Annotated in this window: 14 protein-coding genes; all 14 read right to left on the bottom strand. The window is 59.5% G+C overall.

Annotation, left to right across the window (positions count from 1 at the left end; translation table 11 throughout):
• Position 1: 1 nt before the first annotated feature.
• Positions 2-712: a 2-C-methyl-D-erythritol 4-phosphate cytidylyltransferase gene (gene ispD, locus IH404_RS07785; protein WP_005785745.1), complete on the bottom strand. Its 711-nt coding sequence runs from the start codon at positions 710-712 to the stop codon at positions 2-4.
• Positions 709-987, bottom strand: coding sequence for a cell division protein FtsB (gene ftsB, locus IH404_RS07780; RefSeq protein WP_003189195.1), 279 nt, complete (start codon positions 985-987; stop codon positions 709-711). The genes ispD and ftsB overlap by 4 nt, the downstream gene beginning before the upstream one ends.
• A 171-nt stretch (positions 988-1158) precedes the next feature.
• Positions 1159-2448: a phosphopyruvate hydratase gene (eno, locus tag IH404_RS07775; RefSeq protein ID WP_003189193.1), complete on the bottom strand. Its 1290-nt coding sequence runs from the start codon at positions 2446-2448 to the stop codon at positions 1159-1161.
• 157 nt (positions 2449-2605) lie between these two features.
• Entirely contained in the window at positions 2606-3451 is an 846-nt protein-coding gene (kdsA, locus tag IH404_RS07770) for a 3-deoxy-8-phosphooctulonate synthase (protein ID WP_003189190.1), read from the bottom strand.
• A gap of 5 nt (positions 3452-3456) precedes the next feature.
• Positions 3457-5088, bottom strand: coding sequence for a CTP synthase (locus IH404_RS07765; protein ID WP_005785740.1), 1632 nt, complete (start codon positions 5086-5088; stop codon positions 3457-3459).
• Positions 5089-5361: 273 nt separating this feature from the next.
• Positions 5362-6681, bottom strand: a complete 1320-nt coding sequence (tilS, locus tag IH404_RS07760; RefSeq protein ID WP_194440222.1) for a tRNA lysidine(34) synthetase TilS — start codon at positions 6679-6681, stop codon at positions 5362-5364.
• 163 nt (positions 6682-6844) lie between these two features.
• On the bottom strand, positions 6845-7792 hold the full coding sequence (locus tag IH404_RS07755; protein WP_003189182.1) for an acetyl-CoA carboxylase carboxyltransferase subunit alpha: 948 nt from the start codon (positions 7790-7792) through the stop codon (positions 6845-6847).
• Positions 7793-7920: 128 nt separating this feature from the next.
• On the bottom strand, positions 7921-11442 hold the full coding sequence (gene dnaE, locus IH404_RS07750) for a DNA polymerase III subunit alpha (protein ID WP_032877369.1): 3522 nt from the start codon (positions 11440-11442) through the stop codon (positions 7921-7923).
• A 76-nt stretch (positions 11443-11518) separates the two neighbouring features.
• On the bottom strand, positions 11519-12151 hold the full coding sequence (gene rnhB, locus IH404_RS07745) for a ribonuclease HII (RefSeq protein WP_032803329.1): 633 nt from the start codon (positions 12149-12151) through the stop codon (positions 11519-11521).
• The gene (gene lpxB, locus IH404_RS07740) at positions 12148-13287 is read right to left on the bottom strand and encodes a lipid-A-disaccharide synthase (RefSeq protein WP_005785729.1); all 1140 of its coding nucleotides are present in this window, start codon (positions 13285-13287) and stop codon (positions 12148-12150) included. The genes rnhB and lpxB overlap by 4 nt, the downstream gene beginning before the upstream one ends.
• A 2-nt stretch (positions 13288-13289) precedes the next feature.
• The gene (gene lpxA / locus IH404_RS07735; RefSeq protein ID WP_005785728.1) at positions 13290-14066 is read right to left on the bottom strand and encodes an acyl-ACP--UDP-N-acetylglucosamine O-acyltransferase; all 777 of its coding nucleotides are present in this window, start codon (positions 14064-14066) and stop codon (positions 13290-13292) included.
• Positions 14063-14503, bottom strand: coding sequence for a 3-hydroxyacyl-ACP dehydratase FabZ (gene fabZ / locus IH404_RS07730; RefSeq protein WP_005785726.1), 441 nt, complete (start codon positions 14501-14503; stop codon positions 14063-14065). The genes lpxA and fabZ overlap by 4 nt, the downstream gene beginning before the upstream one ends.
• A gap of 111 nt (positions 14504-14614) precedes the next feature.
• Positions 14615-15670 (bottom strand): UDP-3-O-(3-hydroxymyristoyl)glucosamine N-acyltransferase, encoded by a 1056-nt coding sequence (gene lpxD, locus IH404_RS07725; RefSeq protein WP_194440221.1) that lies wholly within the window; start codon positions 15668-15670, stop codon positions 14615-14617.
• Positions 15671-15673: 3 nt separating this feature from the next.
• A complete protein-coding gene (locus IH404_RS07720) occupies positions 15674-16177 on the bottom strand; it encodes an OmpH family outer membrane protein (RefSeq protein ID WP_003172279.1) in 504 nt (167 codons plus the stop codon).
• Positions 16178-16213 lie beyond the last annotated feature (36 nt).

Raw genomic sequence — 16213 nt, 5'->3', positions numbered from 1 at the left:
GTCAGGACGCCTGATAAGCCCGGCGCTGACGCAGCCATTCAAGGTCTTCGGGGCGGGTGACCTTGATATTGTCCGCACGCCCTTCGACCAGCCGTGGCGCCTGGCCGGACCATTCCATGGCCGACGCTTCGTCGGTGATCACGGCGTCCGCCACCAGGCTGTCGGCCAAGGCGCGGTGCAAGGCCCCCAGGCGGAACATCTGCGGCGTATAAGCCTGCCAGATCAGGCTGCGGTCAACGGTTTCCACCACGCGGCCATGCTTGTCGACGCGCTTGAGCGTGTCGCGAGCCGGCACCGCCAGCAGACCGCCCACCGGGTCATCCGCCAGTTCAGCCAGGAGTTTATCGAGGTCATCACGGCTCAAGTTAGGCCGCGCCGCGTCATGCACCAGCACCCAGTCATCATCGCTGGCACCCAGGGCATTAAGGTGCAGCAGCGCATTAAGCACCGAGCCCGAGCGTTCCGAGCCACCGTCCGCACGCTGGATGCGCGGGTCTGTGGCGCACGCCAGGGTGGGCCAATAAGGATCATCAACAGCAAGACTGACCACCAGCCCCTTGAGCGAGGGGTGGTCGAGAAAACAGCCGAGGCTGTGTTCGAGAATAGTGCGCCCGCCCAATTGCAGGTATTGCTTGGGACGGTCCGCGGCCATACGGGCACCGACGCCCGCGGCAGGAATCACGGCCCAGAAGGCCGGTAGATCGTTGTTCATTGGGCCAACTGGTAGAGGGTCTCGCCCTCCTTGACCATGCCCAACTCATGGCGAGCCCGCTCTTCAACGGTCTCCGTACCTTTTTTCAGCTCAAGCACTTCGGCGTCCAGGACACGGTTGCGCTCCAGCAGGCGTTCGTTTTCGGCACGCTGGTCGGCAATTTGCTGGGTCAGTTCTTCCACCTGCGCAAAGCTGCCATTACCGACCCATAGGCGGTACTGCAGGCCAGCCAGCAACAAGAGCAAGACGAGGAACAACCAATTGGGACTGCGCATCGAAATCCGGATATCCAGTGAAAAAAGACAGTCATGCAAACCTTTTGCAGCAACTGATAGCACAAAGCCTGGAAAAACCAGGCTTGCGCTTGTCAGTCAGCAGATTAGCGCCGAAATTCACACTTTCGTGAAATTTCTGACGCAACCCGCCGACTTTTTACCATTTACTGCTTAGCCGCGAAACTCGCCGCGACCGTTGTACTTGGCTTTACCTGCCAATTGCTCTTCGATGCGCAGCAATTGGTTGTACTTGGAAACGCGATCGGAACGGCACAGGGAGCCGGTCTTGATCTGGCCCGCCGAAGTGCCCACGGCCAGGTCGGCAATGGTGGAATCTTCGGTTTCGCCGGAGCGGTGGGAGATCACGGCGGTGTAGCCCGCAGCCTTGGCCATCTGGATGGCTTCCAGGGTTTCGGTCAAGGTGCCGATCTGGTTGAACTTGATCAGGATCGAGTTGGCGATCTTCTTGTCGATGCCTTCTTTCAGGATCTTGGTGTTGGTCACGAACAAGTCGTCGCCCACCAGCTGGATTTTCTCGCCGATCTTGTCGGTGAGGATTTTCCAGCCATCCCAATCGGACTCGTCCAGGCCGTCTTCGATCGAGATGATCGGGTAGCGCTGGGTCAAGCCCTTGAGGTATTCAGCGAAACCTTCGGAGTTGAACACCTGGCCTTCGCCGGACAGGTTGTACTTGCCATCTTCATAGAATTCGCTGGCCGCACAGTCCAGGGCCAGGGTCACGTCTGTGCCCAGTTTGTAGCCGGCGTTGGCCACGGCTTCGGAGATCACTTTCAGTGCATCTTCGTTGGAGGCCAGGTTCGGTGCAAAACCACCTTCGTCACCCACAGCGGTGCTCAGGCCACGGGCCTTCAGTACAGCCTTGAGGTGATGGAAAATCTCGGTGCCCATGCGCAGGCCTTCGGAGAAGGACTTGGCGCCCACCGGCTGCACCATGAATTCCTGGATGTCGACGTTGTTATCCGCGTGCTCGCCACCGTTGATGATGTTCATCATCGGTACCGGCATCGAGTAGACGCCCGGGGTGCCGTTCAGGTTGGCGATGTGCGCGTACAACGGCAGGTCCTGGTCCTGAGCTGCTGCCTTGGCGGCAGCCAGGGACACGGCGAGGATTGCGTTGGCGCCGAGGCTGCCTTTGTTTTCAGTGCCGTCGAGCTTGATCATCGCGTGGTCCAGGGCTTTCTGGTCCAGCGGGTCCTTGCCCAGCAACAGGTCACGAATCGGACCATTGATGTTGGCTACAGCCTTGAGTACACCCTTGCCCAGGTAACGGCTCTTGTCGCCATCACGCAGTTCCAGCGCTTCGCGCGAACCGGTGGAAGCACCGGACGGCGCGCAGGCGCTGCCGATGATGCCGTTATCGAGAAGCACGTCGGCTTCGACGGTGGGGTTGCCACGGGAGTCGAGAACTTCACGACCTTTGATGTCGACGATTTTTGCCATTGTTGTAAACACTCCAAAGTTGACGAAAACGACGCAGCTGAAGGAAATCTTTTGACCGACCGCAAGGGTGGAACAACGGGGCAGGCTTGCAGACGACAAGGCTCAGGCCCAAGGGCCTGAGCATTTAGCGTGGGAAATTCTACCGGAGAAATGGCAGTTACGCGGTCTCTACCGTCGGAAAACTCTTGACCAGCTCGTCCAACTGCTTGAGTTGGGCCAGGAATGGCTCCAGCTTGTCCAGGCGCAGGGCGCATGGGCCATCACATTTGGCGTTGTCCGGGTCTGGGTGGGCTTCAAGGAACAGGCCCGCCAGCGACTGGCTCATGCCCGCCTTGGCCAGGTCGGTGACCTGGGCACGGCGACCGCCGGCGGAGTCCGAGCGACCACCGGGCATTTGCAGCGCGTGGGTCACGTCGAAGAACACCGGGTATTCGAACTGTTTCATGATGCCGAAACCGAGCATGTCCACCACGAGGTTGTTGTAGCCGAAGCTCGAACCACGCTCGCAGAGGATCAACTGGTCGTTACCCGCTTCCACGCACTTGCTCAGGATGTGTTTCATCTCCTGAGGGGCGAGGAACTGGGCTTTCTTGATGTTGATCACAGCGCCGGTCTTGGCCATGGCGACCACGAGGTCGGTCTGGCGCGACAGGAAGGCCGGCAACTGGATGATGTCGCACACCTCCGCGACCACGGCAGCCTGCTCAGGCTCGTGGACGTCGGTGATGATCGGCACGCCGAAGGCTTGCTTGATGTCCTGGAAGATCCGCATGCCCTCTTCAAGGCCCGGGCCGCGATAGGAGGTCACGGACGAACGGTTGGCCTTGTCGAAACTGGCCTTGAACACGTATGGAATACCCAGCTTCTGGGTAACTCGCACGTATTCTTCACAGACCTGCATCGCCATGTCGCGGCTTTCCAGCACGTTCATGCCGCCGAACAGCACCATGGGCTTGTCGTTGGCAATCTCGATATCGCCTACGCGAATGATCTTCTGGGCCATCAGGGTTACGCCTTCTTCTGATGTTGCGTCAGTGCTGCTTTGACGAAACCGCTGAACAACGGGTGACCGTCGCGCGGCGTCGAGGTGAACTCCGGGTGGAACTGGCAGGCCACGAACCACGGATGATCCGGCGCTTCGACCACTTCAACCAGCTTGCCGTCACCGGAGCGACCGGAAATCTTCAGGCCAGCCTCTTTGATCTGCGGCAGCAGATTGTTGTTCACTTCATAGCGGTGACGGTGACGCTCGACGATTACGTCCTTGCCGTAGCAGTCGTGTACCAGCGAGCCGGCTTCCAGCAGGCAGTCCTGCGCACCAAGGCGCATGGTGCCGCCCAGGTCGGACGTTTCGGTACGGGTTTCAACGGCGCCGGTGGCGTCTTCCCACTCGGTGATCAGGCCGACGACCGGGTGGCCGCTGCTGTGATCGAACTCGGTGGAGTTGGCGTCTTTCCAGCCCAGCACGTTACGGGCGAACTCGATAACGGCCACTTGCATGCCCAGGCAGATACCCAGGTAGGGCACCTTGTTCTCGCGAGCGTATTGCACCGCGGTGATCTTGCCTTCCACGCCACGCAGGCCGAAACCGCCCGGCACGAGGATGGCGTCAACGCCTTCGAGCAGCGCAGTGCCCTGGTTCTCGATGTCTTCGGAATCGATGTAGCGCAGGTTGACCTTGGTACGGTTGCTGATGCCGGCGTGGCTCATCGCTTCGATCAGCGACTTGTACGCGTCCAGCAGCTCCATGTACTTGCCGACCATGGCGATGGTGACTTCATGCTCAGGGTTGAGCTTGGCGTCGACCACGGCTTCCCACTCGGACAGGTCCGCGCCATTGCACTGCAGGCCGAAACGCTCGACCACAAAATCATCCAGCCCCTGCGAATGCAGGATGCCCGGGATCTTGTAGATGGTGTCGGCGTCTTCCAGCGCGATCACCGCACGTTCTTCAACGTTGGTGAATTGCGCGATCTTGCGGCGCGAGGAAATGTCGATCGGATGATCGGAGCGGCACACCAGTACATCCGGCTGCAGGCCGATGGAACGCAGCTCCTTGACCGAGTGCTGGGTAGGCTTGGTTTTGGTTTCGCCGGCGGTGGCGATGTACGGCACCAACGTGAGGTGCATCAGCATCGCACGCTTGGCGCCGACTTCGAAGCGCAGCTGGCGGATGGCTTCAAGGAACGGTTGGGATTCGATGTCACCCACGGTGCCACCGATCTCGACCATCGCCACGTCGGCATCGCCTGCACCCTTGATGATGCGGCGCTTGATTTCGTCGGTAATGTGCGGGATCACCTGGATGGTTGCACCCAGGTAGTCACCACGGCGCTCTTTGCGCAGCACGTGCTCGTAGACACGGCCAGTGGTGAAGTTGTTGTTCTGGGTCATGGTCGTGCGGATGAACCGCTCGTAGTGGCCCAGGTCCAGGTCGGTCTCGGCGCCGTCGTGAGTGACGAACACTTCACCGTGCTGGAACGGGCTCATGGTGCCCGGGTCGACGTTGATGTACGGGTCCAGCTTGAGCATGGTGACTTTAAGCCCCCGCGCCTCCAGGATGGCCGCCAATGAAGCGGAGGCAATGCCTTTCCCCAATGAAGAAACAACACCGCCCGTGACGAATATGTAGCGCGTCATGAAAAACCCTAGAAGTCTGCGTTAAAGCGGTCCGAGCCGCCGGGGAAAGCGAAGGAAGGCCGAAGCCCCCGATCACCTGCATTAATCACAGTGCACCTTTCAAAAAAACCGCCGCGTTGTGACAGACCAGCAAGGAAACACCGGTACGTTGATCGCTACACATTTTTTGGAATCGCCCAGCAAAGACTGCTTGGTAATCGGCAACTGCTGCGATTCAGTCGAATCCACAGAAGTTGTATCAAGAAGGGAGCGTAGTCTACCGGAAAGGCGCTATCAGCTCAAACCTTGATCGCAGGTCTGTGGCAACCAATGTAATTGCCAGTCATCCAGCGGACTGGCCCTCAGCCCCGCAAGCGTTGGTACAGCCAGCAATTGCTCGCCCCGATAGACCAGCGGCAATCTGCCACGGACGAAGCCCGGCATACCACTTTCATTCAACAGGCGCTTGAGATCACGCCGGCCTCGACCTGGCACTTCGACGATTTCGCCACCCTGGCGATAACGAATCGACAAGGGTCCCTCGGGAGCCTTGCCGGCAAACATCAGTTGGCCGTTCCCGGGCAACTCTAGTGGATTTCGCGGATCGGGCCAGCTCACCGACTCGTCGGAAAATTCCGACCACGTGGAAGGCAGCCACCAAATGCGTTCGCCGCAACGATGAAGCTGACCGTCTGCCAGGCGCCATAACGGCTGTGCGTCCCCCTTGGCATCGCGCAGGGCGTACCAACTGGCCCAGTGGTCACTGTCGGGCATACGAGTCAGGGGATTCAGCCAATGACGCAAGGCATTGCGCTGGCGCGCATCGGAAAGATCGCGCAACGGAGCAAGGACCAGGGAAGGCAAAGGCAACCAGCGAAACGCTGAAGGCTGATCGGCGGCGGTCAGATCCATGTGCGCCAGTTCGTCGAGCAGGCCCTGGGCTTCACTCAGGTGCTCGGCAGTGCGGGCCAGGCTCAAGATTGCCTGGGGCCAGCGTTGAGTCAGCGCTGGAAAGACTTGGCGGCGCAGGTAATTGCGCGAGAACCGTGGATCGGCGTTCGAAGGGTCTTCAATCCACTTCAATTGGTGTTCGTGGGCGTAGGCTTCCAATGCTCCCCGGGAAACCGCCAGCAATGGCCGCACCAAGTGCCCCGTCGCCAACGGGCGACGCTCGGGCATTGCCGCCAACCCACGCACTCCGGCTCCGCGTAACAGGCGGAACAGCAGGGTCTCGGCTTGATCGTCGCGATGCTGGGCGGTGAGCAGCACCTCCCCTGCCCCGATCACCTCGGTAAACGCCTGGTAACGTGCGTTACGCGCGGCACGCTCCAGGCTGGCACCGGGTTGCACCTGCACACGCAAGACCTGCAAAGGTATGCCCAAGCTGTCACATAACGCTTGGCAATGACTGGGCCAGGCGTCAGCGGCCGCTTGCAGCCCATGATGGACATGCACAGCGCTGATGGGCGGCAGGGTTTCGGTGTTTGCCAGGGAAGCCAGAAGGTGCAGCAGGACGGTGGAATCGAGGCCACCGGAGAATGCAATGCGCCAGGCCGGAGCATTGCGCCAGGGGGCCAGGGTTTTCAGGAGTCTGGCGGGTAGAGCCGGTTTCATCAGATGTCCCCGCCGCAAATCTGGAATACATAAGCCGAGCATACACAAAGCAAATGTGGGAGGGGGCTTGCTCCCGATTGCTGAGTGTCAGTCACTGCATCTGGTGACTGATCCACCGCTATCGGGAGCAAGCCCCCTCCCACATTGAGTTACGGCGCCGACTTTAGAGACCGTAGCTCATCAGGCGCTCGTAACGACGGGCCAGCAGCGCTTCGTTATCCAGCTTCTTGAGCATCGCCAGTTGCGAGCCCAGTTCAGCACGGATGGTCGCGGCAGCCGCGGCCGGGTCACGGTGGGCGCCGCCCAGTGGTTCGGCGATCACTTTGTCGACGATACCCAGGCCTTTGAGGCGATCGGCGGTGATGCCCATGGCTTCAGCCGCATCCGGCGCCTTCTCTGCGGTTTTCCACAGGATCGAGGCACACCCTTCCGGCGAAATCACCGCGTAGGTCGAATATTGCAGCATGTTCAACTGATCGCACACGCCAATGGCCAGCGCACCGCCGGAACCACCTTCACCGATCACAGTGGCGATGATCGGGGTTTTCAGGCGAGCCATGACGCGCAGGTTCCAGGCAATCGCTTCACTCTGGTTGCGCTCTTCGGCGTCAATACCCGGGTATGCGCCCGGAGTGTCGATGAAGGTCAGGATCGGCATCTTGAAGCGCTCGGCCATTTCCATCAGGCGGCAAGCCTTGCGGTAGCCTTCCGGACGCGGCATACCGAAGTTGCGACGGACTTTCTCGCGCACTTCACGGCCTTTCTGATGGCCGATCACCATCACCGGCTGGTCGTCCAGGCGAGCGATACCGCCCACAATGGCCGCGTCGTCGGAGAAGTGGCGGTCGCCGTGCAGCTCATCGAACTCGGTGAAGATGTGTTCGATGTAGTCCAGGGTGTACGGACGGCGCGGATGGCGAGCCAGGCGCGCGATCTGCCAACTGGTCAGCTTGCCGAAGATGTCTTCGGTGAGCGTGCTGCTTTTGTCTTGCAGGCGAGCGATTTCGTCGCCGATATTCAGCGAATTGTCATTGCCGACCAGGCGCAGCTCTTCGATCTTGGCTTGCAGGTCAGCGATCGGCTGTTCGAAATCAAGAAAATTCGGGTTCATAAGCGTCCGTCTTGGGTCGACGGCCAGGGAGTGCCTGGCCAGCCGGTTGTCTATTCGCGCCCTACCTTAAGGGAGAGGCGCGTTTAGGTCGAGATTAAATGTTCAGCCGAGGTCAGGGGTACTGACCGTCAACGGTATTGGAGGAAGACGTTGTCTCGCCCGAACTGGTCACGCAAAGCTTGAATCAAGCCATCAGCCGGATCAATCCGCCACGTCTCACCAAACTGCAACATGGCCTTGGCGTCGCTGCCGGTGTACTCCATGGTTACCGGGCACGCGCCGCGGTGGCGCTTGAGCAGGTCACCCAACCAGCGTAGCTGATCGCCCTTGAGCGCTTCGGTCTTGACCTTCAAGCGCAGGCTTTCGGCCAGGTTGGTGCGCGCATCTTCCATGCTCATCACCCGTTTGATACGCAGGCGCAGGCCGCCGGAGAAGTCATCATTGCTGACCTCCCCTTCCACCACCACCATGGCATCGGTCTGTAAAAGCGATTGGGCGGAGTGGAACGCATCGGCAAACAGTGACGCTTCGATCCGGCCCGAGCGGTCATCCAGGGTGATGAAGCCCATTTTGTCGCCCTTTTTATTTTTCATCACCCGCAGGGCGATGATCATGCCGGCGACGGTCTGGGTATCCCGCGCGGGCTTGAGGTCGATGATGCGCTGGCGGGCGAAACGGCGGATTTCGCCTTCGTACTCGTCAATCGGGTGGCCGGTGAGGTACAGGCCCAAGGTGTCTTTCTCACCTTTGAGGCGTTCCTTGAGGGTCAGCTCCTTGGCCTTGCGATGATTGGCGTAGACATCCGCGTCTTCTTCGACGAACAGCCCGCCAAACAGATCGGCGTGGCCGCTGTCATGGGTGCGGGCAGTCTGTTCGGCAGCCTTGATCGCCTCTTCCATGGCGGTAAGCAGCACCGCACGGTTACGGTCGATATTGGCCTGGTAAGCCTTCGGCTCATCATGGAAATACGGACCGAGACGGTCGAGCGCGCCGCTGCGGATCAAGCCATCGAGGGTACGCTTGTTGATGCGCTTGAGGTCAACACGCGCGCAGAAGTCGAACAGGTCCTTGAATGGCCCATCCTGGCGCGCTTCGGTGATGGCCTCCACCGGACCTTCGCCCACGCCCTTGATCGCGCCGAGGCCATAGATGATGCGGCCTTCGTCGTTCACCGTGAACTTGAACTCAGAGGCGTTCACGTCCGGCGCATCGAGGCGCAGCTTCATGGTGCGCACTTCCTCGATCAAGGTCACGACCTTGTCGGTGTTGTGCATATCGGCCGACAGCACCGCTGCCATGAACGGCGCCGGGTAGTGGGCTTTCAGCCAGGCAGTCTGGTACGACACCAGGCCATAGGCGGCGGAGTGGGATTTGTTGAAACCATAACCGGCGAATTTTTCTACCAGGTCGAAGATGTTACCGGCCAGATCGGCGTCGATGTTGTTGGTGGCGCAACCCTCAATGAAACCGCCGCGCTGCTTGGCCATTTCCTCGGGTTTCTTTTTACCCATTGCGCGACGCAGCATGTCCGCACCACCGAGGGTGTAGCCGGCCATTACCTGGGCGATCTGCATCACCTGTTCCTGATACAGGATGATGCCGTACGTCGGCGCCAATACAGGCTTGAGGCCCTCGTATTGATAGTCGGAGTGCGGGTAAGCCAGCTCGGCGCGACCGTGCTTGCGGTTGATGAAGTCATCCACCATGCCCGATTGCAGCGGGCCCGGACGGAACAGCGCCACCAGTGCGATCAAGTCTTCCAGGCAGTCGGGCTTGAGCTTTTTGATCAGCTCTTTCATGCCCCGGGATTCAAGCTGGAACACCGCCGTGGTTTCAGCTTTTTGCAGCAGGCTGTAGGTCGGTTTGTCGTCCAGCGGGATAAACGCGATATCCAGCGGTTCTTCGCCAACCTTGGCGCGGTCGCGGTTGATGGTCTTGAGTGCCCAGTCGATGATCGTCAGGGTACGCAGGCCGAGGAAGTCGAACTTCACCAGGCCGGCCGCCTCCACGTCATCCTTGTCGAACTGGGTGACCAGGCCGTCGCCTTCTTCATCGCAGTAGATCGGCGAAAAGTCGGTGAGCTTGGTCGGGGCAATAACTACACCACCGGCGTGTTTACCGACGTTACGCACCACGCCTTCGAGCTTGCGCGCCATGTCCCAGATTTCGGCGGCTTCTTCATCGACCTTGATAAAGTCGCGCAGGATTTCTTCCTGCTCGTAGGCTTTTTCCAGGGTCATGCCGACTTCGAACGGGATCATCTTCGACAGGCGGTCGGCCAGGCCGTAGGACTTGCCCTGCACCCGCGCCACGTCGCGAATTACCGCTTTCGCCGCCATGGAACCGAAGGTGATGATCTGACTTACCGCGTTGCGGCCGTATTTCTCGGCCACGTATTCAATCACACGGTCACGACCATCCATGCAGAAGTCGACGTCGAAGTCGGGCATCGACACCCGTTCCGGGTTCAGGAACCGTTCGAACAGCAGGTCATATTCCAGCGGGTCAAGGTCGGTGATCTTCTGTACATAGGCCACCAGCGAGCCAGCACCTGACCCACGGCCAGGACCTACCGGTACGCCGTTGTTTTTGGCCCACTGGATAAAGTCCATTACGATCAGGAAGTAGCCGGGGAATCCCATCTGGATGATGATATCCAGCTCGAAATTCAACCGGTCGACATACACCTGACGCTTGGCTTCGTAGTCTTCAGTGGTGTCCTTGGGCAGCAGGACGCTAAGGCGTTCTTCCAGGCCATCGAACGACACTTTGCGAAAGTATTCGTCGATGGTCATGCCATCGGGTATCGGGAAGTTGGGCAAAAAGTGCTTGCCCAGCTTCACTTCAATGTTGCAGCGCTTGGCGATCTCGACGGAGTTTTCCAGGGCCTCGGGCAAATCGCTGAACAGCTGCGCCATTTCATCGGCGCTTTTGAGGTATTGCTCTTCACTGTAATTCTTCGAGCGGCGCGGGTCATCCAGGGCCCGGCCTTCGCCGATGCACACGCGGGTTTCATGGGCCTCGAAATCTTCTTTCTTGATAAACCGCACATCGTTGGTCGCCACCAGCGGCGCACCCAGCTTATCGGCCAGGGCTACGGCAGCATGCAGATGTTCTTCATCGTTGGGGCGGTTGGTACGCTGGACTTCCAGGTAGAAACGGTCCGGGAATACCTGCATCCACTCACGTGCCAGCACCTCGGCTTCCTGGGGATTACCGCCCAGCAACGCGATACCGATCTCGCCCTCTTTAGCCGCCGAGAGCATGATCAGGCCTTCGCTGGCTTCGGCCACCCACTCGCGCTCGATGATGATCGAGCCGTTGCGCTGGCCATCAATAAAGCCACGGGAAATCAGTTCGGTGAGGTTGCGATAACCCACGCCGTTCATCGCCAGCAGGCTGATGCGGCTCAGTGGGTTATCCGGGTCCTTGTTGGACAGCCACAGGTCGGCGCCGCAGATCGGCTTGATGCCGGCGCCCATGGCGTTCTTGTAGAACTTGACCAGGGAACACATGTTGTTCTGATCGGTTACCGCCACCGCAGGCATATTCATGCCCACCAGGGTTTTGACCAGCGGTTTGATCCGTACCAGGCCGTCGACCAGGGAATATTCAGTGTGCAGGCGCAGGTGAACGAATGAAGCCGGCATAGTGATCCTGTCTTGATACATGAAAACAACAAGGCCCGGATTGTACCGGGCCTTGGTAAAAACATCAGCCTTGCTGCTAAACCACGATCAGACTTTCGCGGGCCTCATAAGCCAGGCGTACCGGGGCAAACGAGCGGCGATGGATCGGGGTCGGGCCCAGCCGAGCCAGGGCTTCCAGATGAACGGGCGTCGGGTAGCCTTTATGGCCGCCAATCCCGTAGCCGGGGTAGATCAATTCGAACGCAGCCATTTCACGGTCACGGCTGACCTTGGCCAGGATCGAGGCAGCGGCAATGGCCGGAACCTTGCTATCGCCCTTGACCACCGCTTCCGACGGCACCGCAAGCTTCGGGCAACGGTTGCCATCGATCATCGCCATTTTCGGGGTGATATGCAGCCCTTCAACAGCACGCTGCATGGCTAACATGGTTGCATGGAGGATATTAAGTTCGTCGATTTCCTCGACTTCAGCGCGAGCGATATGCCAACTCAGGGCCTTCTCGCAGATCTCGTCATAGAGCTTTTCGCGACGGGCCTCGGTAAGCTTTTTCGAATCATTGAGGCCCAGGATCGGGCGGTTCGGATCAAGGATTACCGCCGCCGTGACCACTGCGCCACACAGCGGGCCGCGCCCTACTTCGTCAACACCGGCCACCAGTTCGTGAGCTTGGGCAACCAGGCTGAAATCCAGGCCCATTTGCGTGGTCATAAGGCTTCCTGTTTATGGCCGATCAAGGTCAGCACGGCGTCGGCCGCCTGGTTCGAGGCATCACGACGCAACGTGCGATGAATGTCGTCGAAACCACGGGTCTGCTCTTCGCCGCCGTCAATCAAGGGCAGTAAGGTTTGCGCAAGCGCTTCAGGCGTTGCATCGTCCTGCAACAACTCCGGCACCAGCAGGCGCTGGGCCAGCAGGTTGGGCAGGGAGATGTAAGGGCTCTTGACCATGCGCTTGAGAATCCAGAAGGTCAGCGGCGCCAGGCGGTAGGCTACAACCATTGGCCGCTTGTACAGCAAGGCTTCAAGGGTGGCAGTGCCCGACGCAATCAATACCGCATCGCAGGCTGCCAGAGCCAGATGGGACTGGCCGTCAAGCAGGGTCAGCGGCAGGTTGCGACCTTCCAGCAGGGTCTCGATCTGTGCACGACGTTGTGGACTGGCGCAAGGCAGCACAAAGCGGATTCCCGGCTTTTGCGCCTGAAGACGTTCGGCAGCATCAAAAAACAACGCCCCCAAACGCCCCACCTCACCGCCACGACTGCCTGGCATCAACGCTACCAACGGGCCAGCGGGCAAGCCCAGCTCGGCGCGTGCAGCCGCACGATCAGCCTGCAAGGGAATGGCGTCAGCCAGGGTGTGGCCGACAAACCGCACCGGCACGCCCTTCTCCTCGTAGAACCGGGCTTCGAATGGAAGCAAGGTCAACATCAGGTCGCAGCCTTCGCGGATTTTCAACACACGCTTCTGGCGCCACGCCCACACGGATGGGCTGACGTAGTGCACGGTCTTGATCCCGGCCTGGCGCAACTTGAGTTCGATATTGAGCGTGAAGTCCGGCGCATCGATGCCGATAAAGACGTCAGGTTTTTCTTCGATCAGCGTCTTGATCAACAGCTTGCGGCGAGCGAGCAGCTCACGCAGGCGCCCCAACACCTCCACCAACCCCATGACCGACAGCCGCTCCATGGGGAAGTAGGAGGCAAGCCCTTCGGCCTGCATCAACGGCCCACCCACGCCGATAAACTCCACCGCAGGATGCTGGGCCTTGAGGGCTCGCATCAGGCCAGCACCCAGAATGTCGCCGGACGCTTCACCGGCCACCAGCGCAATACGCAGATTGGCCATGATCAGCGGGTGATGCCGCGAGTCGACGCCTGGATCGAGTCACGGAACACCGCGACTTCCGGAAACAGGGTTGCCGGCTCGGTCAGTTCGGTCAGCGCCTGCTCAACCGTCAGCCCCTGACGGTAAACCGTCTTGTAGGCACGGCGCAGAGCGTGGATCGCCTCTTCGCTGAATCCGCGACGGCGCATGCCTTCGAAGTTCATGCTGCGAGCCTCGGCAGGGTTGCCGAACACCGTCACGAATGCAGGGACATCCTTGCCAATGGCGGTACCCATGCCGGAAAAGCTGTGGGCGCCGATATGGCAGTACTGATGCACCAGGGTGAAACCGGACAGAATCGCCCAGTCGTCAACGTGCACATGGCCTGCCAGCGCAGTGTTGTTGACCAGGATGCAATGGTTGCCGATCACGCTGTCATGGCCGATGTGCGCATAGGCCATGACCAGGTTGTGATCACCCAAAGTGGTTTCAGCGCGATCCTGTACGGTGCCGCGGTGAATGGTGACGCCTTCACGGATGATGTTGTGGTCACCGATTACCAGGCGTGTTTCTTCACCCTTGTACTTCATGTCCGGGGTGTCTTCGCCTACCGAGGAAAACTGGTAGATACGATTGTGTTTGCCAATACGGGTCGGACCTTTAAGGATCACGTGTGGCCCGATGACAGTCCCCTCGCCGATTTCCACACCTGCGCCGACGATCGACCAAGGGCCGACCTCAACGTCGGCGGCCAGTACGGCCGACGGATCGATGATTGCGCGAGGGTCAATCAAACTCATAGTTTGCGTTCCGCACAGATGATCTCGGCAGAGCATACCGGCTTGCCATCTACCGAGGCCTGGCATTCGAACTTCCAGATCTGGCGCTTGCAGCTGATGAACCTGGCTTCCAGGATCAACTGGTCACCCGGGGTGACCGGGTTGCGAAAACGCAGCTTGTCGGAGCCCACGAAATAGTAAAGCGTGCCGTCGGCAGGCTTGAGGTCGAGCATTTTGAAACCAAGGATACCGGCAGCCTGGGCCATCGCTTCGATGATCAACACGCCCGGCATGATGGGATGCGCTGGGAAGTGACCGTTGAAGAATGGTTCGTTGATGCTGACATTCTTGTAGGCACGAATGCGCTTTTCCTCGACATTGAGGTCCACTACGCGGTCCACCAGCAGGAACGGGTAACGGTGAGGCAGGTATTCGCGAATCTCGTTGATGTCCATCATTTCGGGGGGAAGCCTGTAATAAAGATTGGGGGCGGGCGAACTAAGCGCACGCCCCGCTAGCAAATCAAGGAGGCAGTCTAGCGGCTGTGCACACTTGATATGGAAATGGTATCAGCCTTCAGATGAAGCATTACCGCCAGGGGTCACGTCCCCAACACGCTTTTCCAGCTGTTTGATACGTCGTGCCATGTCGTCGATCTTCCTCAAACGCGCCGCGCTCTTGCGCCATTCAGCCGCAGGTTGCATGGCGGTACCGGAAGAATAGGCCCCCGGCTCGGTAATCGAGTGAGTCACCATGGTCATGCCGGTGATGAAGACGTTGTCGCAAATATCGATATGCCCCACCAGCCCGACGCCGCCGGCGAGCATGCAATGCTTGCCGATCCTGGTACTGCCGGAGATACCCACGCAGGCCGCCATGGCGGTGTGATCGCCAATCTGTACGTTGTGGGCGATCTGGATCTGGTTGTCGAGCTTCACGCCGTTACCGATCACCGTATCGGCCAAAGCCCCGCGATCCACCGCAGTGTTTACACCGATCTCCACATCGTCGCCGATCAATACGCCGCCGACCTGGGCAATCTTGTGCCAGACACCTTTGGAGTTGGCAAAGCCAAAGCCTTCGCCGCCGATAACAGCGCCGGACTGAATGACCACACGCTGACCAATACGCACATCGTGGTAGAGGGTTACACGTGGGGCCAGCCAACCATTGGCACCGATTTCACAGCGTGCGCCGATAAAGCAGTGGGCGCCCACGGTGACACCTGCGCCAATACGCGCCCCGCTTTCGATCACTGCAAACGCACCGATGCTGGCCGCAGGGTCAACCTGGGCATCATCGGCAATTACCGCAGATGGGTGAATACCACCGGCCGCTTTCGGCTTGGGATCGAACAGGTGTGACGCCTTGGCGTACGACAGGTACGGGTCGGCCACCACCAGCGCATCCCCGATAAATCCTTCAGCGTCAGCGGCCTTCAGCAACACGGCTGCGGCCTGGCAATCAACCAGGTATTTACGGTATTGGGGATTTGCGAGGAAGCTCAACTGAGCTGGGCCAGCCTCCTGCAAGGTGGCTAGCCCAGTGATTTCTTTCTCCGGGGAGCCACGCAAGGTGGCTCCCAGGAACTCGGCCAACTCGCCGAGTTTGATAGTCGCGGTCATGGCTTACTTCAGCTGGTTCATGCGCTCGATCACCTGACGGGTGATGTCGTATTGAGGCTTGACGTCAATCACGGCGCCGCGCTCGAACACCAGGTCGAAAGCACCCTTCTTGATGACTTCTTCCACGGCGCTGTCGAGCTTGGGCTTGAGCTGCTTGAGCATTTCACGGTCGGCAACAGCCTTGGCTTCGTTCAACTCCTTGGACTGGAACTGGTAGTCACGGGCCTTTTGCTTGAATTCAAGCTCCAGACGCTCGCGCTCGCCTTGCTGCATCTTGTCGCCACCGGCTACCAGACGATCCTGGATGCCCTTGGCGCTGCTTTCCAAGGTTTTGAGCTTGGTCAGTTGCGGACCGAATTTCTTCTCGGCATCCACGGCGTACTTCTTGGCCGCGTCGGATTCCAGCAGAGCCATCTGATAGTTCAGGACGGCGATTTTCATTTCGGCGAAGGCCGGGGTGGTTACCAGCACAGTGGCCAGCAGGACCAATTGAGTCAACTTACGCACGATGTACTCCTACAGAATCCGTTGTCGTTATCTTGG

The sequence above is a fragment of the Pseudomonas sp. OST1909 genome (assembly GCF_015277575.1).
Classification (GTDB): Bacteria; Pseudomonadota; Gammaproteobacteria; order Pseudomonadales; family Pseudomonadaceae; genus Aquipseudomonas; species Aquipseudomonas synxantha_A.
The sequence above is the reverse complement of the archived record's forward strand: the minus strand, read 5'-3'. Positions and strand labels throughout refer to the sequence as shown.